The organism is Streptomyces sp. NPDC097107 (assembly GCF_044762405.1).
Taxonomy (GTDB): Bacteria; Actinomycetota; Actinomycetes; order Streptomycetales; family Streptomycetaceae; genus Streptomyces; species Streptomyces thinghirensis.
Window position 1 is genome coordinate 319,999 of the sequence record NZ_JBIWEF010000001.1, and the last position, 23,776, is coordinate 343,774.

Annotated in this window: 19 protein-coding genes and 1 pseudogene; 9 read left to right on the forward strand and 11 right to left on the reverse strand. The window is 71.1% G+C overall.

The genetic code is table 11. From position 1 onward, the window contains the following. Window positions 1-7: 7 nt before the first annotated feature. Window positions 8-748, forward strand: a complete 741-nt coding sequence (locus tag ACIQ1J_RS01525) for an LON peptidase substrate-binding domain-containing protein (protein WP_403553132.1) — start codon at window positions 8-10, stop codon at window positions 746-748. A gap of 13 nt (window positions 749-761) precedes the next feature. Next, window positions 762-1,265: a Cys-tRNA(Pro) deacylase gene (gene ybaK / locus ACIQ1J_RS01530; protein WP_403553134.1), complete on the forward strand. Its 504-nt coding sequence runs from the start codon at window positions 762-764 to the stop codon at window positions 1,263-1,265. Between the two features lie 367 nt (window positions 1,266-1,632). Here the strand turns inward: ybaK and ACIQ1J_RS01535 are convergent, their stop codons facing one another. From ACIQ1J_RS01535 to ACIQ1J_RS01550, 4 genes are all read right to left on the reverse strand, one after another. After that, a complete protein-coding gene (locus ACIQ1J_RS01535) occupies window positions 1,633-2,340 on the reverse strand; it encodes an AAA family ATPase (RefSeq protein WP_403553136.1) in 708 nt (235 codons plus the stop codon). A gap of 34 nt (window positions 2,341-2,374) precedes the next feature. Beyond that, window positions 2,375-3,199: an ABC transporter permease gene (locus tag ACIQ1J_RS01540; protein ID WP_403553138.1), complete on the reverse strand. Its 825-nt coding sequence runs from the start codon at window positions 3,197-3,199 to the stop codon at window positions 2,375-2,377. A 113-nt stretch (window positions 3,200-3,312) separates the two neighbouring features. Continuing rightward, window positions 3,313-4,287 (reverse strand): ABC transporter ATP-binding protein, encoded by a 975-nt coding sequence (locus tag ACIQ1J_RS01545; RefSeq protein ID WP_210959239.1) that lies wholly within the window; start codon window positions 4,285-4,287, stop codon window positions 3,313-3,315. Window positions 4,288-4,430: 143 nt separating this feature from the next. Continuing rightward, a complete protein-coding gene (locus tag ACIQ1J_RS01550) occupies window positions 4,431-5,651 on the reverse strand; it encodes an NYN domain-containing protein (protein ID WP_403553140.1) in 1,221 nt (406 codons plus the stop codon). A 237-nt stretch (window positions 5,652-5,888) separates the two neighbouring features. Here ACIQ1J_RS01550 and ACIQ1J_RS01555 point away from each other — a divergent pair, with 237 nt between their 5' ends. Beyond that, on the forward strand, window positions 5,889-6,053 hold the full coding sequence (locus ACIQ1J_RS01555) for a hypothetical protein (RefSeq protein WP_403553142.1): 165 nt from the start codon (window positions 5,889-5,891) through the stop codon (window positions 6,051-6,053). An 83-nt stretch (window positions 6,054-6,136) separates the two neighbouring features. Here ACIQ1J_RS01555 and dnaE read toward each other — a convergent pair whose 3' ends face one another. Continuing rightward, on the reverse strand, window positions 6,137-9,676 hold the full coding sequence (gene dnaE / locus ACIQ1J_RS01560) for a DNA polymerase III subunit alpha (protein WP_403553144.1): 3,540 nt from the start codon (window positions 9,674-9,676) through the stop codon (window positions 6,137-6,139). 300 nt (window positions 9,677-9,976) lie between these two features. Here dnaE and ACIQ1J_RS01565 point away from each other — a divergent pair, with 300 nt between their 5' ends. The 4 genes from ACIQ1J_RS01565 to ACIQ1J_RS01580 all read left to right on the forward strand — a co-directional run bounded on the left by ACIQ1J_RS01565 (window position 9,977) and on the right by ACIQ1J_RS01580 (window position 14,768). Continuing rightward, complete coding sequence (locus ACIQ1J_RS01565) at window positions 9,977-11,314, forward strand: DUF2252 domain-containing protein (protein ID WP_403553146.1); 1,338 nt, start codon at window positions 9,977-9,979, stop codon at window positions 11,312-11,314. Window positions 11,315-11,400: 86 nt separating this feature from the next. Further along, a complete protein-coding gene (locus tag ACIQ1J_RS01570; RefSeq protein WP_403553148.1) occupies window positions 11,401-12,108 on the forward strand; it encodes a hypothetical protein in 708 nt (235 codons plus the stop codon). A 94-nt stretch (window positions 12,109-12,202) separates the two neighbouring features. Beyond that, a complete protein-coding gene (locus ACIQ1J_RS01575; RefSeq protein WP_403553150.1) occupies window positions 12,203-13,003 on the forward strand; it encodes a DsbA family protein in 801 nt (266 codons plus the stop codon). 79 nt (window positions 13,004-13,082) lie between these two features. Further along, a complete protein-coding gene (locus ACIQ1J_RS01580) occupies window positions 13,083-14,768 on the forward strand; it encodes an alkaline phosphatase D family protein (RefSeq protein WP_403553152.1) in 1,686 nt (561 codons plus the stop codon). On the opposite strand, the gene ACIQ1J_RS01585 is transcribed toward ACIQ1J_RS01580, so the two are convergent. Continuing rightward, a complete protein-coding gene (locus ACIQ1J_RS01585; protein WP_403553154.1) occupies window positions 14,753-15,364 on the reverse strand; it encodes a dienelactone hydrolase family protein in 612 nt (203 codons plus the stop codon). The genes ACIQ1J_RS01580 and ACIQ1J_RS01585 overlap by 16 nt on opposite strands. Before the next feature lie 105 nt (window positions 15,365-15,469). Here ACIQ1J_RS01585 and ACIQ1J_RS01590 point away from each other — a divergent pair, with 105 nt between their 5' ends. Further along, window positions 15,470-16,594, forward strand: a complete 1,125-nt coding sequence (locus ACIQ1J_RS01590; RefSeq protein ID WP_210959015.1) for a mechanosensitive ion channel family protein — start codon at window positions 15,470-15,472, stop codon at window positions 16,592-16,594. A gap of 24 nt (window positions 16,595-16,618) precedes the next feature. Here the strand turns inward: ACIQ1J_RS01590 and ACIQ1J_RS01595 are convergent. The 5 genes and pseudogenes from ACIQ1J_RS01595 to ACIQ1J_RS01615 form a co-directional block, all read right to left on the reverse strand. Next, window positions 16,619-16,957: pseudogene (locus tag ACIQ1J_RS01595) on the reverse strand (Na+/H+ antiporter); the annotation flags it as partial. A 17-nt stretch (window positions 16,958-16,974) separates the two neighbouring features. After that, window positions 16,975-17,460 (reverse strand): GNAT family N-acetyltransferase, encoded by a 486-nt coding sequence (locus ACIQ1J_RS01600; protein ID WP_403553156.1) that lies wholly within the window; start codon window positions 17,458-17,460, stop codon window positions 16,975-16,977. Continuing rightward, a complete protein-coding gene (locus tag ACIQ1J_RS01605) occupies window positions 17,457-18,401 on the reverse strand; it encodes an RluA family pseudouridine synthase (protein ID WP_403553158.1) in 945 nt (314 codons plus the stop codon). The genes ACIQ1J_RS01600 and ACIQ1J_RS01605 overlap by 4 nt, the downstream gene beginning before the upstream one ends. Before the next feature lie 146 nt (window positions 18,402-18,547). Further along, window positions 18,548-19,141: a signal peptidase II gene (gene lspA / locus ACIQ1J_RS01610; protein ID WP_210959012.1), complete on the reverse strand. Its 594-nt coding sequence runs from the start codon at window positions 19,139-19,141 to the stop codon at window positions 18,548-18,550. A 68-nt stretch (window positions 19,142-19,209) separates the two neighbouring features. Beyond that, complete coding sequence (locus ACIQ1J_RS01615) at window positions 19,210-20,019, reverse strand: TraR/DksA C4-type zinc finger protein (RefSeq protein WP_403553160.1); 810 nt, start codon at window positions 20,017-20,019, stop codon at window positions 19,210-19,212. A gap of 595 nt (window positions 20,020-20,614) precedes the next feature. On the opposite strand from ACIQ1J_RS01615, the gene ileS reads away from it, so the two are divergent. Then, window positions 20,615-23,770: an isoleucine--tRNA ligase gene (ileS, locus tag ACIQ1J_RS01620; RefSeq protein ID WP_403553162.1), complete on the forward strand. Its 3,156-nt coding sequence runs from the start codon at window positions 20,615-20,617 to the stop codon at window positions 23,768-23,770. The last annotated feature ends 6 nt before the right edge of the window (window positions 23,771-23,776 follow it).

Below are 23,776 nucleotides of genomic sequence, written 5' to 3' on the forward strand. Positions count from 1 at the left end.
CTGCGTCGTGACCACCGTCCGGCTTCCCCTCTTCCCCCTGAACGCGGTTCTGTTCCCGGGGCTGGTGCTCCCGCTCAACATCTTCGAGGAGCGCTATCGCGCCATGATGCGCGAGTTGCTGAAGACCCCCGAGGACGAACCGCGCCGGTTCGCCGTCGTCGCGATCCGGGACGGCTACGAGGTCGCCCGGACCGAGCCCGGCCTGCCCGACCCGGCGACGACGCTGGAGCGCGGGCCGGCGGCCGGGTTCGGCACCGACCCGGTCGAGGCGTTCCACAAGGTGGGCTGCATCGCGGACGCGGCGACGGTCCGCGAACGCGCCGACGGCACCTTCGAGGCGCTGGCGACCGGCACGAACCGGGTGCGGCTGCTCTCGGTGGAGGCCTCGGGCCCCTTCCTGACGGCCGAGCTGGAGCCGCTGGCCGAGGAACCCGGCGACGAGGCGGGGGCGCTGGCCGAGGGGGTGCTGCGGTCCTTCCGCCAGTACCAGAAGCGGCTTGCGGGGGCACGCGAGCGGTCACTGACGACGGGCGCCGAACTGCCGGACGAGCCGGGCGTGGTCTCCTACCTGGTCGCCGCCGCGATGATGCTGGACACACCGACCAAGCAGCGTCTGCTCCAGGCCCCGGACACGGCGTCCCGCCTCCGGGACGAGCTGAAACTCCTTCGCGCCGAGACGGCCATCCTCCGTACGCTGCCGTCCCTGCCCGCGTCGGAGCTGACGCGCGGCCCGACGAGTCTCAACTGAGGTACCGGCCCGCATGGCGAAGAAGTCCAAGAAGCAGCAGCAGTCCGGTGGCACCCCGGCGACGGTGGCGCTCGCGGCGGCCGGCGTGACGTACGCGGTCCACGCGTACGACCACGACCCCGCCCACCCGTCCTACGGCGAGGAGGCGGCCGAGGCGATGGGCGTCTCGCCGGAGCGGGTCTTCAAGACGCTGGTGGCGGACATCGACGGCGCGCTGACGGTCGCCGTGGTCCCGGTGGCGGGCCGGCTGGACCTGAAGTCGCTGGCTGCCGCGGTCGGCGGCAAGCGCGCGGCGATGGCCGACCCGGCCCTGGCCGAGCGCATCACGGGCTACGTGCGGGGCGGAATCTCGCCCCTGGGCCAGCGCAAGAGGCTCCCGACGGTGTTGGACGCGTCCGCCTCGGGCCACGCCACGATCCGCGTCTCTGCGGGACGCCGCGGCCTGGAGGTGGAACTCGCTCCCGAGGACCTGGCCAAGCTCACGAACGCGGTCCTCGCCCCGATCGGCCGCGCTTAGCCCCTCGACGGGCGCCCATTTCTCGGCTAATCAGACGGAGCATGTCGAAGAGAACCCGCAAACGCAGGTGGCGCATCAAGAAGCGCAGGGCCAACCACGGCCGCCGCCCCGCCTAGGGGGTCGTGCGGGTCTTGCCGGGGTCGCCGGGCAGGGACGCCCATCTGCGGCGTCGTCGTCGGCGGCCAGGGCTCTGTCCTGTCGCCCTCCTCCGCCTCGCAGCCGCACGCACCAGACCCCGCCCAGGCCAGCCGCACGCACCAGACCCCGCCCAGGCCAGCCGCACGCACCAGACCCCGCCCGGGTCAGCCGCACGGCACCGCTGTCCGGAGCCGGCCTGATCCACACGACACCCCCGGCCGGGGAGGGGCTACGCCGACTTCTCCCCGTACGGCCCCGCCGGATACCGCTGAGGCGCGGGCCAGGGGTCGGGCTCCGGGTCCCGGGGCCCGAACAGACCCGTCAGTCCCAGGTGAACCACCAGCGCCGCCACCGACCAGGCCAGCAAGGCCCCCTTGGCCCCCAGCTTCAGCGGCGCGGAGAACGTCACTCCCTTGCCGACGTCCTTCGCGTGGGCGATCACGTCCTGCGCGGGCCCCAGCCACACGCCGACCCGCCACGCCAGCAGCGACCCGAGCAGCCCGCCGACGCCCAGCGCCACCACCAGCGGCACACCGCCGCGCCGCCGCAGCAGGAAGACGACCACCGCGCTGAGTGCTCCGAACGCCAGCGCGAGCAGGGTGAACGTGCCGTCGACGCCGACCGCGTGCTCGCTCTCGGACTCCTTGAGGTAGACGACCCACTCGTCGCCGACCAGATCCCCGACCAGCGGCACGCTCGGCGCCAGCTTCCACCACAGCACGCCCAGCAGCACGCCTGAGACCGCCACCGCCACCACGGTCACGGCGGCCTGACGCACTTCGGTCAACATCCCGGGGCCGTCCTGTTCGCCGTGGTGGTCGTACGTGGCGCCGGACGCGGCGCCCACCGCGTGCGCGCCGACGGGCGGAGGCACGGGCCCGCCCTGGTACGACGAGCGTTCGTTCGGGGGCGGTGGCGGAGTCAGAGGTGCGGTCACCCCGCCATCGTGCCAAACCCGCCTGTGCGGCGCGTCACCGGACGGCGGCCCGGCGGTACGCCCAGGTGGCGACGGCCAGCGAGATCACCCCGACCACGGCGCACACCGCGAGGTCACCGAGGACGAAGGCCCAGTCGGGCCGGTCGCCGAACGTACGCGCGAGGGCCTCTACTCCGTACGTGGAGGGCAGCAGGTCCCGCGCCAGGCGCACCGCTTCCGGCATCCGCTCCGCGGGCAGCACACCCAGCAGCAGCGCCGCCGACATGCCCAGCTGGCCGAGCAGCGTGGCGAACTCCGGCCGCGGCGCGAGCAGGCCCAGCGCCGCGCCCAGCCCGGCGAGCGCGGCGCCGGCCAGCGGGATCACGGCCACCAGCACCCACAGATGCGTCATCGGCAGTCCGAACAGCAGGCACCCGAACACCGCCGTCACCACGGTCCCCGGCACGGTGAAGGACGCGTACGCGCCCGCCGCGCCCAGCACCACCGCGGCCGGCGGCACCGGCAGCGTCGCGTAGTGGTCGAGGCCGCCGCTCGCGCGCAGCTGGCCGAAGTACTGGGCGAGGAGGTTCAGCGCGACGAAGGCCACGACGAGCACCGCCGACCCGGCGACCACGGCCTGCGCCTCACCGCCGCCGTCCACCACCCCGCGCATCAGGATCATGATGCCGATCGACTGGAAGGTGGCCACGAAGAGCAGCGGGATGCGCGCGACCCGCGCCCGGGACAGCTGCGCCCGGTACACGGCCACCAGGGAGGGCCACAGCCGCGCCTTGGGGCCGAGCTCGGCCGCGCCGACGGGGCCCTGCTCCTCGACGGCCAGGGCACCGCCCGGCAGGACATCGGCGGGTACGACACTCACGTCGCGCTGCTCCCCTTCGGTCGGGTCGTTCGAAGCGGTCGCCCTGACGGGTTTCGAAGCGGTCGCCCTGACGGGTACGGATGCGGCGGCCGGTGTGCTCACCGTTCGTGTGCTCAAGCCCTCACCAGTCCCTGTCGCGCGGCGCCGCCCAGCGCCAGGTACACGTCCTCCAGGCTCGGCGTGGCGAGGGTGAAGTCGTCCAGGGCGGCGAAGGCGGCGCCGCCGGTGACGGTGGCGACGACCGCGCGGGCCTCCTCGGGGGCGAGCCGCAGCGTCCAGCGGCGCCCCGACTCGGTGGCACGGTCGCGCAGGGCGGCGACCTCGGGCACGTTCAGCGGGGCCGTCTCGCGCCACACCAGGTCGACGCGGACCTCTCCGGCGACCTTCTCCTTGAGCCCGGAGGGCGTGTCGCAGGCGATCACCCGCCCGCGGTCGAGGACGGCGACCCGGTCCAGCACGGTCTCGGCCTCGATGACGTTGTGGGTGACCAGCAGGACGGTGGTGCCGTGCTCGGCACGCCGCCGGTCGACGGCCGCCCACACCGCGCGCCGGGCCACCGGGTCCATGCCGGTGGTCGGCTCGTCCAGGACGAGCAGCGAGCGCTCCCCCACCAGCACGGCGGCGAAGCAGGCCAGCCGGCGCTGCCCACCGGAGAGCTTCTTGATCGGGCGGGCGGCGAGCGGGGTCAGGCCCAGCTCGTCGAGGACGGCGTCCCGCTCGGCGCGCGCCTGCCGCACCTCCAGACCGCGCAGCCGTGCGGTGGTCTCGGCGGCGAGCGACACGGTCAGCTCGTCCAGGGCACTGGACTCCTGCCCGAGGTAGGCGAGGATCCGCGCGGCCCGCTCCGGGTGGCGCACGATGTCGTGCCCGAGGATCTGCACGCTGCCGCGGTCGGGCCGCATCAGCCCGGTGAGCTGGCGTACGAGGGTGGACTTGCCGGCGCCGTTCGGCCCGAGCAGTCCGAAGATCTCACCGCGGCGGATCTCCAGGGTCACGTCGTCGGTGGCCCGCACCTCGGGAGTGGCGGGAACGCCGCGCCTGCCGCGTACCGCCGGATAGGTCTTGGTCAGTCCGCGCACCACGCACACGGCATCGCCACCGGGTCGAAGTGCCTGTGCCGCGCGCGTACTCACAAGGGACGAGACTACGGGGTCCGTCCCTCCGCCCCGCCCTCGGGTCCGCCCATAAGTGTCGATTCAGCCGGGGAAAGCCGGGGAGAGGCCGGAGCGTCTCACTCCGCCGCCGGGGTGCGCTCGGTCGCCGTCCGCACATCGATCTCCCGCCAGAACCCGGCCCGGATCGCGTACCGGTCGTGCTCGTCGATCTGGTCGTCCTTGTGGGCCAGCAACCCGAAGCGGGCCGCGTAGCGCAGCAGCTCCCCGTCGACGCGGTGCGGGATGCGCGGGTACATCCCGGAGAGCTTCTGCAGGTGGCCGTGGTCGCCGAGGCGCTCCAGCCAGCGTCGGGCGAAGACCTGCCCCACCTCGTACGGGTCGCCGCCGACCGTGGTGATGTCCTCCTCGCGGTCGGCCCAGCGCTGCTCGGCCGTGGTCAGCTGGGCCAGCGTCGGCAGCGAGACGGCCTCGGGCGGCTCGGCGCCGGACCGGTCGACCCAGCCTTTGTCGGACGACCAGCGCAGGGTCGCGGTCGGGGGGTGCGGGGCGGGGTGGGCGGCTCCGGGCGCGCGCAGGGCGGCGAGGTCCTTGGGGGTGGGGACGCCCTTGGCGGGCGGTACGCGCTCCTCGGTGCCGTTGCGGGCGGCGGCGCCGGTCGCGGTGGGGTGCTCCGGCTCCTGGGCGGGCCGTTCGGTGGCCGCGGAGAGGGCGGACTCGGGCAGCGGTGCGGAGAGGATCGCGGCGATCTCGGGGCGGGGCACGGGCGGTGGCGCGCAGATGCCGCCGAGTTCCTTGGCGCGTACGGCCTTGGTGATCCACGCCCGGTCCAGCACACGCCGCTCGTCGGCCTCGGCGACCAGGTCCTCGGACTGGTTGTAGTCGCCGTCGGCGGCCTGCACGGCCCACAGGTGGACGGCGACGCCGTGCTCCTTGGCGGCCATCATGCCCGGCAGCAGGTCGCCGTCGCCGGTCACCAGGACGACGTCGGAGCAGGCGCGGTTGCGGGCCAGCTCGGTCAGTTCGGCGTGCATGGCGGCGTCCACGCCCTTCTGCGCCCAGCGGCCGTCACTGCGTGTGAGGGCGCCGAGCCGGACAGTGACCCGGGGCATGACGCGCAGACGGCGGTGTTCGGGCTGCGGGACGCGATCGGGGGCGCCGTCGAACCAGTAGATGCGCAGCAGGGGCTGCTGCGTGTCGGACTCGGCGCGATCGCGAAGCCCCTGGATGAGGGCGGCGTGATCGACGGTGATGCGCGAGCGTGAGGGCTCCCCGGCAAGAAGACTGGCGGCGGCCCCCAGCAGATACCCGGCGTCCACCAGGACGATGCAGCGGTCCACGCGATCCACCCTCTTTCCGGGAGGTTTGCTTCGGGCTTCCTTCGAGTCTGCCCGACCACGCGGAGGTTAACGGCCGGAACTCGATCTTCGGCGTGGCGTTTCCGCACGAGCCGCCCGTCCCCGCCACCCCGACGAGCCGCGTCACGGACGGTAATTGCCCGATATGCGTTCTTTGTTGGCCTATGTGACTCTGGTTCCGGTCCTGGCCCCTAGATCCCCCACAGGAGGTAGATCACCATGGCCAAGAACAAGAACAGCCGTGATCGTAAGCAGCCCCAGGCCGAGCGCGCCCAGCAGACCGCCGAGCCGTCCGTGATGGAGCGCGAGGAGCAGCACGGCCCGCAGCTGACGCCCGGCGACGTCGCCTCCCGCAAGCGGCAGAAGCGCTTCGGCCACAACTGACGTCCGCGAACCGGGCCGCTGCGGCCTCGCGGACACGAGGGGCGCACCCGGCACCGGGCGCGCCCCTGTCTCGTTCCGCCCGCTCAGCCCGCCAGACAGGACGGCCCGAGGAGCACCTTCAGGTCGCCGAACAGGGCCGGGTCGGGCTTCACCCGGTGCCGGTCCAGGCGCAGCACCGTCGTCTTCCTCGGCCCCTGGAGCTTGATCCGCACCTCGCTGTCGCCGCGGTGGTGCGTGAGGATCTCGCCGAGGCGGCTGACCATAGGCGGAGTGACCCTGGTGGCCGGGATGGTGAGGACCACGGGCGCGTTGGTGCCGGCGTTGGACAGGTCGGGGACCATCAGCTCCATCGCGACCAGCCGCGGCACGTCCTCCCGCTTGTCCAGGCGCCCCTTGACGAACACCACGGCGTCCTCCACGAGTTGGGTGGACACCAGCTGGTACGTCGCCGGGAAGAACATGCACTCGATGGAGCCCGCCAGGTCCTCGACGGTGGCGATGGCCCACGCGTTGCCCTGCTTGGTCATCTTGCGCTGGAGGCCCGAGATGATGCCGCCGATGGTGACGACCGCGCCGTCACCGAAGTCACCGCCGGTGAGCTGGGAGATACCCGCGTCGGCCTTGTCGGACAGCACGTGCTCCAGGCCGAAGAGCGGGTGGTCGGAGACGTAGAGACCGAGCATCTCCCGCTCCTGGGCGAGCAGATAGGTCTTGTCCCACTCGTCCTCGCCGAAGACGACGTCGAGTCCGAAGCCGGGCTCGTCGGTCGCCTCCTCGCCCATGCCCCCGAAGAGGTCGAACTGGCCCTCGGCCTCCTTGCGTTTGACCGCGACCACGTTGTCGATCATCGGCTCGTACTGCGCGGTGAGGCCCTTGCGGGTGTGCCCCATCTCGTCGAAGGCGCCGGCCTTGATCAGCGACTCCGTCGTCCGCTTGTTGCAGACGACCGCCTCCACCTTGTCCAGGTAGTCGGGGAAGGAGGCGTACTTCCCCTTGGCCTTGCGGCACCTGATGATCGACTCGACGACGTTGGTGCCGACGTTGCGGACGGCGGAGAGGCCGAAGAGGATCACGTCGTCGCCCTGCGCGGCGAAGTTCGACATGGACTCGTTGACGTTGGGCGGCAGGACCTTGATGCCCATGCGCCGGCACTCGTTCAGGTAGACGGCCGACTTGTCCTTGTCGTCCTTGACCGAGGTGAGCAGGGCGGCCATGTACTCGGCGGGGTGGTTCGCCTTGAGGTACGCCGTCCAGTACGACACGAGTCCGTACGCGGCCGAGTGCGCCTTGTTGAAGGCGTAGCCGGCGAAGGGGACCAGCACGTCCCACAGGGCCTGGATGGCCTCGTCGCTGTAGCCCTTCTTGCGGGCGCCCTCCTGGAAGAGGACGAAGTTCTTCGCCAGTTCGTCGGGCTTCTTCTTGCCCATCACGCGGCGGAGGATGTCGGCCTCGCCGAGCGAGTAGCCCGCGATGATCTGGGCGGCCTTCTGCACCTGCTCCTGGTAGACGATCAGGCCGTGGGTGACCGCGAGGACCTCCTGGAGGGGTTCCTCCAGCTCCTTGTGGATCGGCGTGATCTCCTGGAGGCCGTTCTTGCGCAGCGCGTAGTTGGTGTGCGAGTCCATGCCCATGGGGCCGGGACGGTAGAGCGCGGAGACGGCGGAGATGTCTTCGAAGTTGTCGGGCTTCATCAGCCGCAGCAGCGAGCGCATCGGTCCGCCGTCGAACTGGAAGACGCCGAGCGTGTCGCCGCGCTGGAGCAGGTCGAAGGTCGTCGGGTCGTCCAGCGGCAGCGACAGCAGGTCGAGGTCGACGCCCTTGTTGGACTTCACCATCTTGACGGCGTCGTCCATGATCGTGAGGTTGCGCAGGCCGAGGAAGTCCATCTTCAGCAGGCCGAGCGACTCGCACTGCGGGTAGTCCCACTGCGTGATGGTCACGCCGTCGGTGTGCCGCACCCAGATCGGGGCGTGGTCGACGATGGGCTCGCTGGACATGATCACGCCGGCCGCGTGCACGCCCATCTGCCGGACCAGGCCCTCGACGCCCTTGGCGGTGTCGATGACCTTCTTCACGTCCGGCTCGTTCTCGTACATCGAGCGGATCTCGCCGGCCTCGCTGTACCGCGGGTGCGTCGGGTCCGTGATGCCGTTGAGGTCGATGCCCTTGCCGAGGACGTCGGCGGGCATGGCCTTGGTGAGCCGGTCGCCCATCGCGTAGGGGTAGCCCAGCACGCGCGCGGAGTCCTTGATGGCGTTCTTCGCCTTGATCTTGCCGTACGTGCCGATCATGGCGACCTTGTCGGCGCCGTACTTCTCCGTCACGTACCTGATCACCTCGACGCGCCTGCGCTCGTCGAAGTCGATGTCGACGTCGGGCATGGAGACGCGCTCGGGGTTGAGGAACCGCTCGAAGATCAGGCCGTGCGGGATCGGGTCGAGGTCGGTGATGCCCATGGCGTACGCCACGATCGAGCCGGCCGCGGAGCCTCGGCCGGGGCCGACCGCGATGCCCTGGTTCTTGGCCCACATGATGAAGTCGGCGACCACGAGGAAGTAGCCCGGGAACCCCATCTGGATGATGACGTCCATCTCGTACTCGGCCTGCTTCTGGCGGTCCTCCGGGACGCCGCCCGGGAAGCGGCGCTCCATGCCGCGGCGGACCTCCTCCTGGAACCAGGTGACCTCGGTGAAGCCGTCGGGGATGTCGAACTTCGGCATGAGGTCGCGCTTCTCGAACATGCCGTCGACGTCGATCATCTCGGCGATCAGGCGCGTGTTGGCGCAGCCCTCCTGCCAGGCGTCGGAGGAGTCGATGGCGTACATCTCGTCCGTCGACTTCAGGTAGTAGCCGGTGCCGTCGAACCGGAAGCGGTCCGGGTCGGAGAGGTTCTTGCCGGTCTGGATGCACAGCAGGGCGTCGTGGGCGGTCGCCTCGTGCGCGTACGTGTAGTGCGAGTCGTTCGTCACCAGCGGCGGGATGCCGAGCTTCCTGCCGATCTCCAGCAGACCGTCGCGGACCCGGTGCTCGATCTCGATGCCGTGGTCCATCAGCTCCAGGAAGTAACGGTCCTTGCCGAAGATGTCCTGGTAGTCGGCGGCCGCCTGGAGGGCCTCGTCGAAGTGGCCGAGGCGCAGCCGGGTCTGCACCTCGCCGGAGGGGCAGCCGGTGGAGGCGACGATCCCCTCGGACCACTGGGAGATCGTCTCCTTGTCCATCCGGGGCCACTTCTGCAGCCAGCCCTCGGCGTACGCGTCGGAGGAGAGACGGAAGAGGTTGTGCAGGCCGGTCTTGTTGGTCGCCCACATCGTCTTGTGGGTGTAACCACCCGAACCGGAGACGTCGTCCCGCTTCTGGTGCGGCTGGCCCCACTGGATCTTGCGCTTGTTGCGGCGGGACTCGGGGGCGACGTACGCCTCGATGCCGATGATCGGCGTGACCCCGGCCTTCTTCGCGGAGTGGAAGAAGTCGTACGCACCGTGCAGGTTGCCGTGGTCGGACATGGCGATGTGCGTCATGCCCATCTCATTGCAGGCGTCGAACATGTCCTTCAGCCGCGCGGCACCGTCCAGCAGCGAGTACTGGGTGTGGACGTGCAGGTGCGTGAACGGCGGCTTGGACACGTGCGGCCTCCAAATCAGGGCTTTGGCAAATCAGGGCTTTGGCGCGAAGCGCCTCGTTGAGGGGCGGTGGTCGGGCGACGGAAGGGCTGTGGGCTACGGGCTGCGGTCAGTCCGGGGGTCAGCGTCGAAGTCTATGCCTCGCCACTGACACTCCGAGGGCTTCCCCGCGTACCTTCGGGGGGCGGGTCCGCGTGTCGGGGCGGCCCCCGGGCGCGGGCACTCCCGCACCCCTTCGAACGTTGGTCCGACTGGAGATCCGCTCCGCTCGTCACGCACCACCCGCACCAGGAGGCACCAGGCATGTCGGTCCCGCAGCTCAACGAGGAGCGCGGCGAGGAGATCCTCGCCGTCTTCGACACCGCCTTCGGCCAGCTGCTGGCCGCGGATCCGGCGGCGTTCCGCGTGAAGTTCCGGAAGATGGCGGCCTCGGCCTTCGCGTTCTACCGCGGCACCGCATGCCTCTTTTACCACGATTTGACCGTGGCCCAGGAGTCCGGGGCGCGGAGCGGCGGCCCGTACCTGGACGACCGGACCTCCCGGGTCTGGATCCACGGCGACCTGCACGCGGAGAACTTCGGCACGTACATGGACTCGACCGGCCGGCTGATCTTCAACGTCAACGACTTCGACGAGGCCTACGTCGGCCCCTTCACCTGGGACCTCAAGCGCTTCGCCGCCTCCATCGCGCTGATCGGGTACGCGAAGGCGTTCAGCGACGAGCAGATCACCGAGCTGGTGCGGGTGTACGCGGGCGCGTACCGCGAGCGGATCCACGCCCTGGCCACCGGCGCCAAGAGCGACGAGGTGCCGCCGTTCACGCTGGACACCGCGGACGGGCCGCTGCTGGGCGCGCTGCGCGTGGCCCGCTCCCTGACCCGCTTCGGGCTGCTGGAGTCGATGACGGAGATCCGTGACTTCGAACGCCGCTTCGCCCCCGGCGGCGGCTCCATCGAGCTGGACGCGGCCACGCGCTACAAGGTGCTCGCGGCCTTCGACGGCTACCTGGAGACGCTCCCGGAGTCGTCCCTGGCCCGCCCCGACTCCTACCGCGTCAAGGACGTCGTCGGCCGCCGGGGCATCGGCATCGGCTCGGCCGGCCTGCCCTCGTACAACATCCTCCTGGAGGGCAACAGCGACGCCCTGGAGAACGACGTCGTGATCTATATCAAGCAGGCCCAGACCCCGGCGGTCTCCCGGTACATCACCGACGAGGCGATCCGGGACTACTTCCAGCACGAGGGCCACCGCACGGTGATCTCCCAGCGCGCCCTCCAGGCGCACGCCGACCCGTGGCTGGGCTGGACCGAGCTGGACGGCTCGGGCCAGCTGGTCGCGGAGGTCTCGCCGTACGCCGTCGACCTGGACTGGGGCGACATCGACGACCCGGAGGAGATCGCCGAGGTCGTCGCCGATCTGGGCCGGGCCACGGCCACGATGCACGCGGCGGCGGACGACCAGTCCGGGGAGTCCCTGGTGCCCTTCTCCACCGAGCGGGCCATCGACGCGGCGATCGCGGCGGACGAGGAGGGTTTCGCACCCCTGCTGGTCGACTTCGCGCACCGGTACGGCGCACGAGCGCGTGCCGACCACCAGACCTTCGTCGACCTGTTCCGCAACGGCCGGATCCCGGGTCTGTGACCATTCCGGTTCGGTAACCGTCGCCCCTCTCACAGGAACCCTTTAGGGGTCCCTTACCGGACCCCATGACACACTCTCCTATCGCTATGGACATATCCGGAAGCCCGCTCAGAGCCGTACGCGCGGCGCTGTTCACGGCACTCGTCGTGACGCTCAGCACCGCGTCGCACGTGCTGCTGTCCGGGGTTCCGCTGCCGCTGCCCACGGTGGCCGCCGTCGGCGCCGCCGTGTTCCTGATCGCGTACGCCCTGGCCGGGCGGCGCGAGCGCGGCTTCGGGCGGATCGCCGCCCTGCTGATCCCGCTGGAGCTGGCCGCCGACACGGTCTTCACCACCGGCCAGCACGTCTGTTACGGGCGGGCGGGCGGCCCGGTCGCGGGCCCCCTGCGCTCCGTCGGCTTCGACGTGCTGTGCGGCGACGGGACCGGCGTCCACGCCGGCGTCGCCGTCCCGCTGACCCGGGTGACCGGCGCCGAGACCGACCGGCTGGCGACCGTGCTCGCCGACTCCGACCCGGCGACCGCCTGGCTGCTGCTCGGCGCGCACGTGGGCGTCGGCCTGCTGGCGGCGGCCTGGCTGCGGCGCGGCGAGCGCGCGCTGGCCCAGTTGCTGAGCGCGGTGGCCGCGACGACCTTCCGGCCGCTGCTGCTCGCCGTCGCGGCCGTGAGCGTGCGCCGGGCCCCGGCGGTGCGCCGCCCGGCGGCCCCGGCCCGCCGCACCACCGGCGCCCGCGAGCGGATCCTCACGCACTCCCTTGGGCGGCGCGGACCGCCGTGCTCGGCCGCCTTCGTGTGACACACCACCGATCGTGTGACGCACCACCGAGCACCGGCAGTCCCCATACGTATCCGCACACCCCCGTGTGCGCGTCCCCGGAGAGATCATCACCATGAGCAAGCGGAACAGCCAGGCGGCGAAGTCGGCGGCCCGTGAGCGCCTGCGCCAGGAGCGCGAGCGCCAGGCCAAGCGCGACAAGGTCAAGCGGCAGGCCATCGTGGCCGCCTCCATCGTCGGCGTGCTGGCGATAGCCGGCGGCATCAGCTACGCCGTCGTGCAGATGAACGAGCCCTCGAAGTGGGAGAAGGCCGCCGACGCCGAGGTGACGGCCCCGGCCAACACCTCCGGCAAGAACGGCACCACGGTCACCCTCGGCGAGTCCAGGAGCGACAACGTCGTCCACCTCTACGAGGACCCGCGCTGCCCGGGCTGCGCCTCCTTCGAGCAGGGCATCGGCGAGGCCGTCAACAAGGGCATGGAGGACGGCACCTACAAGCTCTCCTTCACCATCGGCACCTTCCTCGACGGGAACCTCGGCGGCGAGGGCTCGAAGAACGCGCTCAGCGCGCTCGGTGCCGCGCTGAACGTGAGCCCCGAGGCGTTCATCGACTACAAGACGGCGCTGTACTCGGCCGAGTACCACCCGCAGGAGTCGACCGACGAGTTCGCCAAGGACGACTACCTGATCAAGGTGGCGAACTCGGTCGACGCCCTGAAGAACAACAAGAAGTTCCAGGACGCCGTCGAGAAGGGCACCTACGACGCCTGGGCGATGAAGATGGGCGATTCCTTCCAGAAGGCCGAGGGCGTCGAGTCGACGCCGACCGTCAAGATCAACGACAAGGTGATCGAGACCCCGGGCACCGACGCCGAGTGGCAGAAGGCGCTCAAGGACGCGGGCGTCACCAAGTAGCGAAGAACGGCGAACGGGCGGGCGAAACTTTGGCGAGTTCGCCCACCCGTTCGCTTACCGATCAGTAATCTGATCGTCCGTGACCAGTCGACACAGATCATCCGAGAGCACCTTCCCGTCGTCCGCCGACGGCGCGAACACCCGCACCCCGAGCCGCCGTACGGTCGTCAAGGCCGCGGCGGCCGGCGCCGTTCTGGCCGCCCCGCTCGCGGCGGCGCTGCCCGCCGGCGCCGCCGGCGCCGCCCCCGCCTTCCTGCACGGCGTCGCCTCCGGCGATCCGCTGCCCGACGGCGTCCTGCTGTGGACCCGGGTGACCCCGACGCCCGAGGCGATACCGGGCTCGGGCCTCGGCCCGGACACCGAGGTGAGCTGGGTCGTCGCCCTGGACAAGGCGTTCACGAACGTCGTCGCCAAGGGGTCCACCACGGCGACGGCCGCCTCCGACCACACCGTCAAGGCGGACATCCGAGGGCTCGCGCCCGCCACCAACTACTGGTTCCGTTTCTCCGCCGGTCCCACCGACTCCCCCGCCGCCCGCACCCGCACCGCCCCCGCGGCCGACGCCGCCGTCCGGGGCCTGCGCTTCGGCGTGGTCTCCTGCGCCAACTGGGAGGCCGGCCACTTCTCGTCGTACCGGCATCTCGCGGCCCGCGGCGACCTGGACGCCTGGCTGCATCTGGGCGACTACATCTACGAGTACGGCACCGGCGAGTACGGCACCCGCGACACCGTCGTACGGCCGCACGCGCCCGCCCACGAGATCCTCACCCTCGCCGACTACCGCGTCCGGCACGGCCGGTACAAGACCGACCCCGACCTCCAGGCGCTGCACGCCGCGGCGCCGGTCGTGGCGATCTGGGACGACCACGAGATCGCCAACGACACCTGGTCGGGCGGCGCCGAGAACCACACCGAGGGCGCCGAGGGCACCTGGGCGGCGCGTCAGGCCGCCGCCAAGCGGGCCTACTTCGAGTGGATGCCGGTCCGTCCCGCGATCGCCGGCACCACCTACCGCAGGCTGCGCTTCGGCAAGCTGGCCGACCTGTCGCTGCTGGACCTGCGTTCCTTCCGCTCGCAGCAGGTGGCGCTCGGCGACGGCGAGGTCGACGACCCGGAGCGCACCCTCACCGGCCGCGCCCAGCTCGACTGGCTCAAGGCGGGGCTGACCTCCTCCGACACCACCTGGCGACTGATCGGCAACTCGGTGATGATCTCGCCGTTCGCCGTCGGCTCGATCCCCGCCGAGCTGCTGAAGCCGCTCGCCGAGCTGCTCGGCCTGCCCAAGGAGGGCATCGCCCTCAACACCGACCAGTGGGACGGGTACACCGACGACCGCCGGGAACTGCTGGCGCACCTGCGCGCGAACGCCATCCGCAACACGGTGTTCCTGACCGGCGACATCCACATGGCGTGGGCCAACGACGTGCCGCACAACGCCGCCACGTACCCGCTGTCCGCCTCCGCCGCCACGGAGTTCGTCGTCACCTCGGTGACCTCCGACAACCTCGACGACATCGTGAAGGTCCCCGAGGGCACGGTCTCGGCGATCGCTGCGCCGGTCATCCGGGCGGCGAACCGGCACGTCCACTGGGTCGACACCGACCGGCACGGCTACGGCGTGCTGGACATCACCGCGGACCGGACGCAGATGGACTACTACGTCGTCTCCGACCGCACCGACCCGGACGCCACGTCGAAGTGGGCCCGTTCGTACCGCACGCGCAGCGGCACCCAGCGGGTCGAGCGCGTCTACGCGCCGGTCTGACCCCCGTCGCCGGGAGCGTCCGCCTCCTGGAGCGAGTCGAGGAAGCCGAGCGCCACCCGCCAGGTGGCCTCGGCGGCCTCCTCGTCGTGGTCCGGCAGGCCGGGGTCGGTGTAGAGGTGGCCGGCCCCCGCGTACCGGTACACCTCGACATCGGCGCCGATCCGGCCCATCTGGAGATACCAGGCGCTGAGCCAGTCGTCCGTCTCGAAGGCGTCCGGCTCCGCGACGTGCAGCTGGACCGGCAGGTCGTCGACCGAGGCGTTGGCCGCGATGTCCGAGGTGCCGTGCAGGAGCAGCAGCCCGCGGGAGCGGTGGTCGCCGAGGGCGAGGGTCTGGGCGATGGAGGCGCCGAGTGAGAACCCGGCGTACACCAGCCCCCGCTCGGAATAGGGGGCGGCGGCCAGCACGGCCCGCTTCAGCAACTCCTCCTTGCCGATCTCCTCCTGGTGGGCCATGCCCTCCTCGACCGTGTCGAACGTCCGGCCCTCGAAGAGGTCCGGGGTCCACACCTGGTGCCCGGCTTCGCGCAGCCGGTCGGCGGCCTGCCGCACCGCGGGCCTCGGGCCAAGGGTCGAGTGAAAGAGCACGATGTTCATGAGGCCATGGTGCCAGCCTGGTCCGACAACACGGTGCGCGGCGTTGACCGGGACGGGACGGAAGTCACACGTTCACCGCGCGGCGGGTGCGGTTAGGTTCGAGGGATGGAGACCATACTCCGCCCCCTGATCGTGGTCGGCGGCTCAGTCCTGTTGACCCTGGTCATCGGCTGGGCCACCGACCTGCTGCTGCGCAAGGCCGACGGACGGCACCCCGAGACGCCCCTGTGGGGGCTCCTGCGCCGTGCCCGCATCCCCTACCAGCTCCTTTTGTGTTCGGCGCTGCTGAGAGGGTCGTACGTCGAGGCACAGGTGTTCCCCGACCACCGGGAGGGGGTCGGCCGGACGCTCACGCTGGTGCTGATCGGCTCGGCGGCCTGGATGGTGATCCGGATCGCCGCGGCGATCGTCGAGACCTCGTACTCCCGTTACGCCCACGCCCACGCCGAGCGGAACCCGGCCCGGGTACGGCGGGTGCGTACGCAGGTGTCGCTGATCATGCGGGTGGTCTCGGCGGTCGTCGGCGTGGTCGCCGTGTCGTCGATGCTGCTGACGTTCCCCGCGATGCAGGCGGCGGGCGCCTCGCTGCTGGCCTCGGCCGGCATCCTCGGCATCGTCGCCGGTGTGGCCGCCCAGTCCACGCTCAGCAACATGTTCGCCGGTTTCCAGATCGCCTTCGGCGACATGGTGCGCATGGGCGACACGGTCGTGGTGGACGGGGAGTGGGGCACCGTCGAGGAGATCACGCTCACCTTCCTGACCGTGCGCACCTGGGACGAGCGCCGGATCACCATGCCGGTGTCGTACTTCACGTCCAAGCCGTTCGAGAACTGGTCGCGCGGCACCCCGCAGATGACCGGCACCGTCTTCTGGCACCTCGACCACTCGGCCCCGCTGGAGCCGATGCGCGAGCGGCTGCGCGACATCCTGCGCGAGTGCCCGGCCTGGGACGGCCGCGACTACAACCTGACCGTCACCGACACCACCCCGAACACCATGCAGGTGCGGGCCCTGGTGACGGCGAAGGACGCGGACGACATCTGGACGGTCCGGGTCACGGTCCGCGAGGGAATGATCCGCTGGCTCGCCGACGAGCACCCGTACGCCCTGCCGCGGGTGAACACGACGGACGCGGTGCTGCGCCCGTCCCGCGACGGCTTCCAGCGCCCCCGCCGCTCCCCCGACGGAGCCCCGCGCCGCTTCCCGGAACAGCCGTCCAAGAGCCTGTGACCACGAGGCCGTGCGCGGCCCGCCTCAGCGCAGGCTGCGCACGTCCAGTTGGCGCAGCACCCGGTCCACGATCTCCGGGGTGGCTCCGGGTTCACTGCGCGCGGCCGGCACCTCGTGGCGCGCGGCGCTCATCATCTCGCCCTGGATGCGGCGGATCCGCTTCAGCCGCCGGGCCCGCTGCTCCCGCGCCTCGCGCCGCTCCTCGTCGCCGACGTCGGGGCTGATCCGCATTCCGACGTCGAAGGCCCGCCGCAGCATCTGCTCGGACAGTTCCTCCGGGAGTTCCTCGACCGACTCGATCTCCCTGAGCCGCTGCTTCGCCGCCTTCGCCGCCCGTACGGCCAGCTCCTTCTCGTACTCCTTGCTTTCGGCGCCTTCGCCTACAGGGCGCGCCGCATCGCGCGGTGGGGAATCCCGGCGTCGGGGAACTCGGGTCCGTACGCCTCGTACCCCAGTAGCTCGTAGAAGCCCAGGGCGTGGGTCTGCGCGTGCAGGTCCACCGCGGTGAGTCCACGCGCGCGTGCGGCGTCCTCGACGGCCCGCACCAGCGCGGCCCCGACACCCGCTCCGCGGGCCCGCGCGGTCACCGCGAGCCGGCCGAGCGAGCCGACGGCCGGGTCGCCGTCGCCGTTCTTCGCCGCGGCGGCCTCGCCGTGCAGCAGCCGGCCGGTGCCCAGGGGTACACCGTCCACCCGGACCGCCAGGACATGCACGGCGTCGGCGTCGTAGGAGTCGTACTCGATGTCCTCGGGGACCTTCTGCTCGACCACGAAGACGTCCTTGCGCACCGCGAAGCACGCCTCCCGGTCACCGGGATCCTCGGCCACCCGCACCACGTACGAGAGCGCCCGGTGCGGGCCACTCATCCGTAGGTCTCCTCGCGGACCAGGTCCAGGGCCTGCTGGAGGTCGTCGGGGTAGTCGCTGGCGTACTCGACCCACTGCCCGTCGCCGGGGTGCTCGAAGCCGAGCCGTACGGCGTGCAGCCACTGGCGGGTCAGGCGCAGCCGCTTGGCGAGCGTGGGATCGGCGCCGTAGGTCAGGTCGCCGACGCAGGGGTGGCGGTGGGCGGCCATGTGGACGCGGATCTGGTGGGTGCGGCCGGTCTCCAGCTTCACGTCGAGCAGGGAGGCGGCGCGGAATGCCTCGATGAGGTCGTAGTGCGTGACGGAGGGCTTGCCCTCGGCGGTGACGGCCCACTTGTAGTCGTGCTGGGGGTGGCGGCCGATGGGGGCGTCGATGGTGCCGCTGGTCGGGTCGGGGTGGCCCTGCACGAGCGTGTGGTAGCGCTTGTCGACCGTGCGCTCCTTGAACTGGCGCTTGAGCGAGGTGTACGCCCGCTCCGACTTCGCCACCGCCATCAGGCCGGACGTGCCCACGTCGAGGCGGTGCACGATGCCCTGCCGCTCGGCGGCGCCGGACGTGGAGATGCGGTACCCGGCGGCGGCCAGTCCGCCGATGACCGTCGGTCCGCTCCAGCCGGGCGAGGGGTGGGCGGCGACGCCGACCGGCTTGACGATCACGACCACGTCGGCGTCGTCGTGCACGATCTCCATGCCCTCGACGGGCTCGGCGACCACCTGCACGGGCGCGGGCGCCTGCGGCATCTCGACCTCGAGCCAGGCGCCGCCGTGGACGCGCTCGGACTTGCCGACCACCGATCCGTCGACCTGCACCTTGCCCGCCGCGGCGAGCTCCGCGGCCTTGGTACGGGAGAAGCCGAACATGCGGGAGATGGCGGCGTCGACGCGCTCGCCCTCCAGGCCGTCCGGCACGGGCAGGGTACGGATCTCGGGAATCGTGCTCACCCGTCGAGTATGCCGGACGGGCCGGACACTCCCGACCGCGCGGGCGGTCGCTGTGGACGGTCCGGCCATTGTGGACGGTCGGTCATTGTGGACGGTCAGTCCTTGTGGACGGTCAGTCCTTGTGGACGGTCAGTCCTTGTGGACGGTCAGTCCTTGTGGACGGTCCCGTCCGGGTCGAGGCCCCGGAAGGAGAGGATGACGATCAGGATGCCGCCGCAGACGATCGCCGAGTCGGCGAGGTTGAAGACGGCGAAGTGCTTGGGCGCGATGAAGTCCACGACCGCGCCCTCGAAGACACCGGGCGCACGGAAGATCCGGTCGGTGAGGTTGCCGAGGGCGCCGCCGAGCAGCATGCCGAGCGCGATCGCCCAGGGCAGGCTGTACAGCTTGCGCGCGAGGCGGGCGATCACCACGATGACGGCCGCCGCGATCACCGTGAAGATCACGGTGAAGGCCTCGCCGAAGCCGAAGGCCGCGCCCGCGTTGCGGATCGCCACGAACCGCAGCCAGTCCCCGACGACCTCGATGGGCTCCTGGTGCTCCAGCTTGGCGACCACGATCATCTTGCTGACCAGGTCGAGGGCGTAAGCGAACGCGGCCACCGCGAACAGCACGGCGATACGCCGCTTGCCCCTGGGGCGCTCCGGGGGCTGCTCCTGCTCGGCGTCGGGCCGCTCCTGCCCGCCCCCCGCCGCTTCCGGGGTGTCCGGCGTACCGATGATGCGCTCCGCCTCTGCCACGTGAGTCCCTCAGCCTAGGTACCTGACTGAGGACGAGGGTACGGCACGCCTTCCGTCCCGGCCGCTGATCAGTACCGTCGCTCCTGCTTCTGCTTGCACTCGACGCACAGGGTGGCCCTCGGGAAGGCCTGCATGCGTGCCTTGCCGATGGGGTTGCCGCAGTTCTCGCACAGGCCGTAGGTGCCCGCGTCCAGGCGTTCCAGGGCGCGCTCGGTCTGGGTGAGCACCTCGCGCGCGGTGGCGGCCAGCGCCAGTTCGTGCTCGCGCGTGATGTTCTTGCTGCCGGTGTCCGCCTCGTCGTCGCCGGCACCGTCCCCGGAGTCCCGCATCATGCCCTGCAGGGACCGCTCCGAGGAGTCGATCTCGGTGCGCAGCCGGTCGGCCTCGGACTGCAGCTCCCCACGTGCCTCCTCGACCTCTTGCGGGGTCCAGGGTTCCTCGCCGGGGCGTACCGCGAGGTCGCCGGGGTCCGCGGCGCCGCGGGCCTTGGGAACGGCGGTCTTGGCCGCCGTGGCCGTGCCAGGAGTCTTCTTCGCAACCACCGTCGTGGCTCCCGTCTGCTCCGCGGCCTCGGCCGCGCCCACTTTCTTGGCCGTGCTCTTCTTCGCCGTGCTCTTCTTGGCCGCGGTCTTCTTGGCCGCGGTCTTCTTGGCCGCGGTCTTCTTGGCCGTGGCCGTGCTCTTCTTGGCCGGGGTCTTCCTGGCCGGGGTCTTCTTGGCCGTGGCCGTGCTCTTCTTGGCCGCGGTCTTCCTGGCCGCGGTCTTCTCCGCGGTGGTGCTCTCGTCTTCGGTGCTCTTCTTCGCGGCCGTCGTCTTCCTGGCAGCGGACTTCTTCCCAGTCGCCTCCGACTGCTCTCCGGCGGTCTTCTTCGCCACCATGGCCGCGGCCCCTTCACATATTGTGATCTTGCGCGCGAATCGTGCTGGGACGATAAATCGACTTGGGCCCCGCGGCAACGGGGCACGCCGCCCGATTCGCCCGCCCACCGTGCGCCGCGCGGCGAGCATGCATGCGTTGTGCCCAGCTCCCCGCCCGGTAATCCGCCGGGCCGGCCCCCTGCCGGACGCACCGGGAGCCGAATGCACGGCCGCGGCATTCGGGTCACGCCGGACCGCGAGGAGGCCGTAGGGCGCCCCCGCTCCACCCGGCGCCAAAACCGGTCGGCCGCTGTCCGCTCGGCGCCGTACACTGGGCGCAGCGAAAAGCGTGGATGGGGACGAGTAGCGGCGTAAGCGGCCCAGAGCGACCCGGGGACGGTGTGAGCCCGGGGGCAAGGCGCGACGTGAAGATCACCCCGGAGCCGCCGGAAGAAAGCCGTGACGGAAAGGCCACGGCGAGTAGAACCGGCTCGCGACCCCAATGAGGGGGCTCACCGGCGCACACGACGCACCGGGAAGCCAAGGAGGGTGGTACCGCGGGAGCACGGCTCTCGTCCCTCCGACGGAAGGCAGCACGTCCGCCGGAGGAAGCTCGTTGAATACGCAGCCGCAGTACCGCCAGGTGCCCGCCCAGGTCGACCTGCCCGCGCTCGAACACGCGGTGCTCGACTTCTGGCGCGAGCAGAAGATCTTCGCCAAGAGCCTGGAGCAGTCCGAGGGCCGCCCCGAGTGGGTGTTCTACGAGGGCCCGCCCACCGCGAACGGCATGCCGGGCGCCCACCACATCGAGGCCCGCGTCTTCAAGGACGTCTTCCCCCGCTTCCGCACCATGCGCGGATACCACGTGGGCCGCAAGGCCGGCTGGGACTGCCACGGCCTGCCGGTCGAGCTGGCGGTGGAGAAGGAGCTGGGCTTCTCCGGCAAGCAGGACATCGAGGCGTACGGCATCGCCGAGTTCAACGCCAAGTGCCGCGAATCGGTGACCCGCCACACCGACGCCTTCGAGGAGCTCACGACCCGCATGGGTTACTGGGCCGACCTCCAGGACCCGTACCGCACGATGGACCCCGAGTACATCGAGTCCGTCTGGTGGTCGCTGAAGGAGATCTTCGACAAGGGCCTGCTGGTCCAGGACCACCGCGTCGCCCCCTGGTGCCCCCGCTGCGGCACCGGCCTGTCCGACCACGAGCTGGCGCAGGGCTACGAGACGGTCGTCGACCCGTCCGTCTTCGTGCGCTTCCCGCTGACCTCCGGCCCGCTGGCCGGCGAGGCCGCGCTCCTGATCTGGACGACCACGCCCTGGACCCTGGTGTCCAACACGGCGGTCGCCGCGCACCCCGAGGTCACCTACGTCGTCGCCACGAAGGGCCCGGAAGGTACGGAGAAGCTCGTCGTCGCCGAGCCGCTGGTCGGCAAGGCCCTCGGCGAGGGCTGGGAGACCACCGGCCAGTCCTTCACCGGTGCCGAAATGGAGCGCTGGACGTACCAGCGCCCCTTCGAGCTGGTCGACTTCCCCGAGCCCGCCCACTTCGTGGTGAACGCCGACTACGTCACCACCGAGGACGGCACCGGTCTGGTCCACCAGTCCCCCGCCTTCGGTGAGGACGACCTCAAGGTCTGCCGCGCCTACGGCCTGCCCGTGGTCAACCCGGTCCGCCCGGACGGCACCTTCGAGGAGGGCCTCCCGCTGGTCGGCGGCGTCTTCTTCAAGAAGGCCGACGAGCAGCTGACGGAGGACCTGGACGCCCGGGGCCTGCTCTTCAAGCACATCCCGTACGAGCACAGCTACCCGCACTGCTGGCGCTGCCACACCGCGCTGCTGTACTACGCGCAGCCGTCCTGGTACATCCGCACCACGGCCGTCAAGGAACGCCTCCTCCAGGAGAACGAGAAGACCAACTGGTTCCCGGACTCGGTCAAGCACGGCCGGTACGGCGACTGGCTGAACAACAACATCGACTGGGCGCTCTCCCGCAACCGCTACTGGGGCACCCCGCTGCCGATCTGGCGCTGCGAGGACGACCACCTCACGGTGGCGGGCTCCCGCGCCGAACTGACCGAGCTGACCGGCACCGACCAGTCCGCCCTGGACCCGCACCGCCCGTACATCGACAAGGTCACCTTCGCGTGCCCGCAGGACGGGTGCGGCAAGACCGCCACACGCGTTCCGGAGGTCATCGACGCCTGGTACGACTCGGGCTCGATGCCGTTCGCGCAGTGGGGCTACCCGCACAAGAACAAGGAGTTGTTCGAGAGCCGGTACCCGGCGCAGTTCATCTCCGAGGCCATCGACCAGACCCGCGGCTGGTTCTACACGCTGATGGCGGTCGGCACCCTGGTCTTCGACAAGTCGAGTTACGAGAACGTCGTCTGCCTCGGCCACATCCTCGCCGAGGACGGCCGCAAGATGTCCAAGCACCTGGGCAACACACTGGACCCGGTCCCCCTCATGGACCGGCACGGCGCGGACGCGGTCCGCTGGTTCATGGCGGCCGGCGGCTCCCCGTGGGCGGCCCGGCGGGTCGGTCACGGCACCATCCAGGAGGTCGTCCGCAAGACGCTCCTCACGTACTGGAACACGGTCGCCTTCCAGGCCCTGTACGCCCGCACCACGGGCTGGTCCCCGAGCGAGGCCGACCCGGCGCCCGCCGACCGCCCGGTCCTGGACCGCTGGCTGCTCTCCGAGCTGCACGCGCTCACCGACCAGGTCACGCAGGCGCTGGACGCCTACGACACCCAGCGCGCCGGCAAGCTGCTGTCCGCGTTCGTCGACGACCTGTCCAACTGGTACGTACGCCGCTCCCGCCGCCGCTTCTGGCAGGGCGACAAGGCGGCACTGCGCACACTGCACGAGGTCGTCGAGACGGTCACCAAGCTCATGGCCCCGCTGACCCCGTTCATCACCGAGCGGGTCTGGCAGGACCTGGTCGTGCCGGTCACCCCGGGCGCTCCCGAGTCGGTGCACCTGTCCTCGTGGCCGGAGGCGGACCTGTCGGCGATCGACCCGGAGCTGTCGAAGCAGATGGTGCTGGTCCGCCGCCTGGTCGAACTGGGCCGTGCCACCCGCGCGGAGTCGGGCGTCAAGACCCGCCAGCCGCTCAGCCGCGCGCTGATCGCCGTGTCGGGCTTCGACACGCTCTCCCCCGAGCTGCACTCGCAGATCACGGAGGAGCTGAACGTCGAGTCGCTCGCGTCGCTGAGCGAGGTCGGCGGCAGCCTGGTCGACACGACGGCGAAGGCCAACTTCCGTGCGCTGGGCAAGCGGTTCGGCAAGCGCGTCCAGGACGTCGCGAAGGCCGTCGCGAACACGGACGCCGCGGCGCTCTCCCTCGCCCTGCGCGAGGGCACGGCCTCGGTGGAGGCCGACGGCGAGACGATCGCCCTCGCCCCCGACGAGGTGATCATCACGGAGACGCCGCGCGAGGGCTGGTCGGTCGCCTCCGACTCGGGCGCGACGGTGGCGCTGGACCTGGAGATCACGGAGGAGCTGCGCCGGGCCGGTCTCGCCCGGGACGCGATCCGCCTGATCCAGGAGGCCCGCAAGAACAGCGGCCTCGACGTCGCCGACCGGATCGCGCTGCGGTGGACGGCCGCGGACGAGGCGACCGTCGACGCGCTGAGCGGGCACAGCGCCCTGATCGCGGAGGAGGTCCTCGCCACGGACTTCGCCCAGGGCGAGGCCGACGACGCGTACGGGGAGCCGTTCACGGACGAGGGCCTGTCCCTGACGTTCCGCCTGCGCAAGCAGTAGCTGACC

Excerpts from the sequence above, each read along its gene's own strand:
- ybaK (WP_403553134.1), top strand. The coding sequence starts at position 762 with ATGGCGAAGAAGTCCAAGAAGCAGCAGCAGTCCGGTGGCACCCCGGCG.
- ACIQ1J_RS01575 (WP_403553150.1), top strand. The coding sequence starts at position 12,203 with ATGAGCAAGCGGAACAGCCAGGCGGCGAAGTCGGCGGCCCGTGAGCGC.
- ACIQ1J_RS01590 (WP_210959015.1), top strand. The coding sequence starts at position 15,470 with ATGGAGACCATACTCCGCCCCCTGATCGTGGTCGGCGGCTCAGTCCTG.
- ACIQ1J_RS01600 (WP_403553156.1), bottom strand. The coding sequence starts at position 17,460 with ATGAGTGGCCCGCACCGGGCGCTCTCGTACGTGGTGCGGGTGGCCGAG.
- ACIQ1J_RS01585 (WP_403553154.1), bottom strand. The coding sequence starts at position 15,364 with ATGAACATCGTGCTCTTTCACTCGACCCTTGGCCCGAGGCCCGCGGTG.
- ACIQ1J_RS01555 (WP_403553142.1), top strand. The coding sequence starts at position 5,889 with ATGGCCAAGAACAAGAACAGCCGTGATCGTAAGCAGCCCCAGGCCGAG.
- ACIQ1J_RS01570 (WP_403553148.1), top strand. The coding sequence starts at position 11,401 with ATGGACATATCCGGAAGCCCGCTCAGAGCCGTACGCGCGGCGCTGTTC.
- ACIQ1J_RS01615 (WP_403553160.1), bottom strand. The coding sequence starts at position 20,019 with ATGGTGGCGAAGAAGACCGCCGGAGAGCAGTCGGAGGCGACTGGGAAG.
- ACIQ1J_RS01565 (WP_403553146.1), top strand. The coding sequence starts at position 9,977 with ATGTCGGTCCCGCAGCTCAACGAGGAGCGCGGCGAGGAGATCCTCGCC.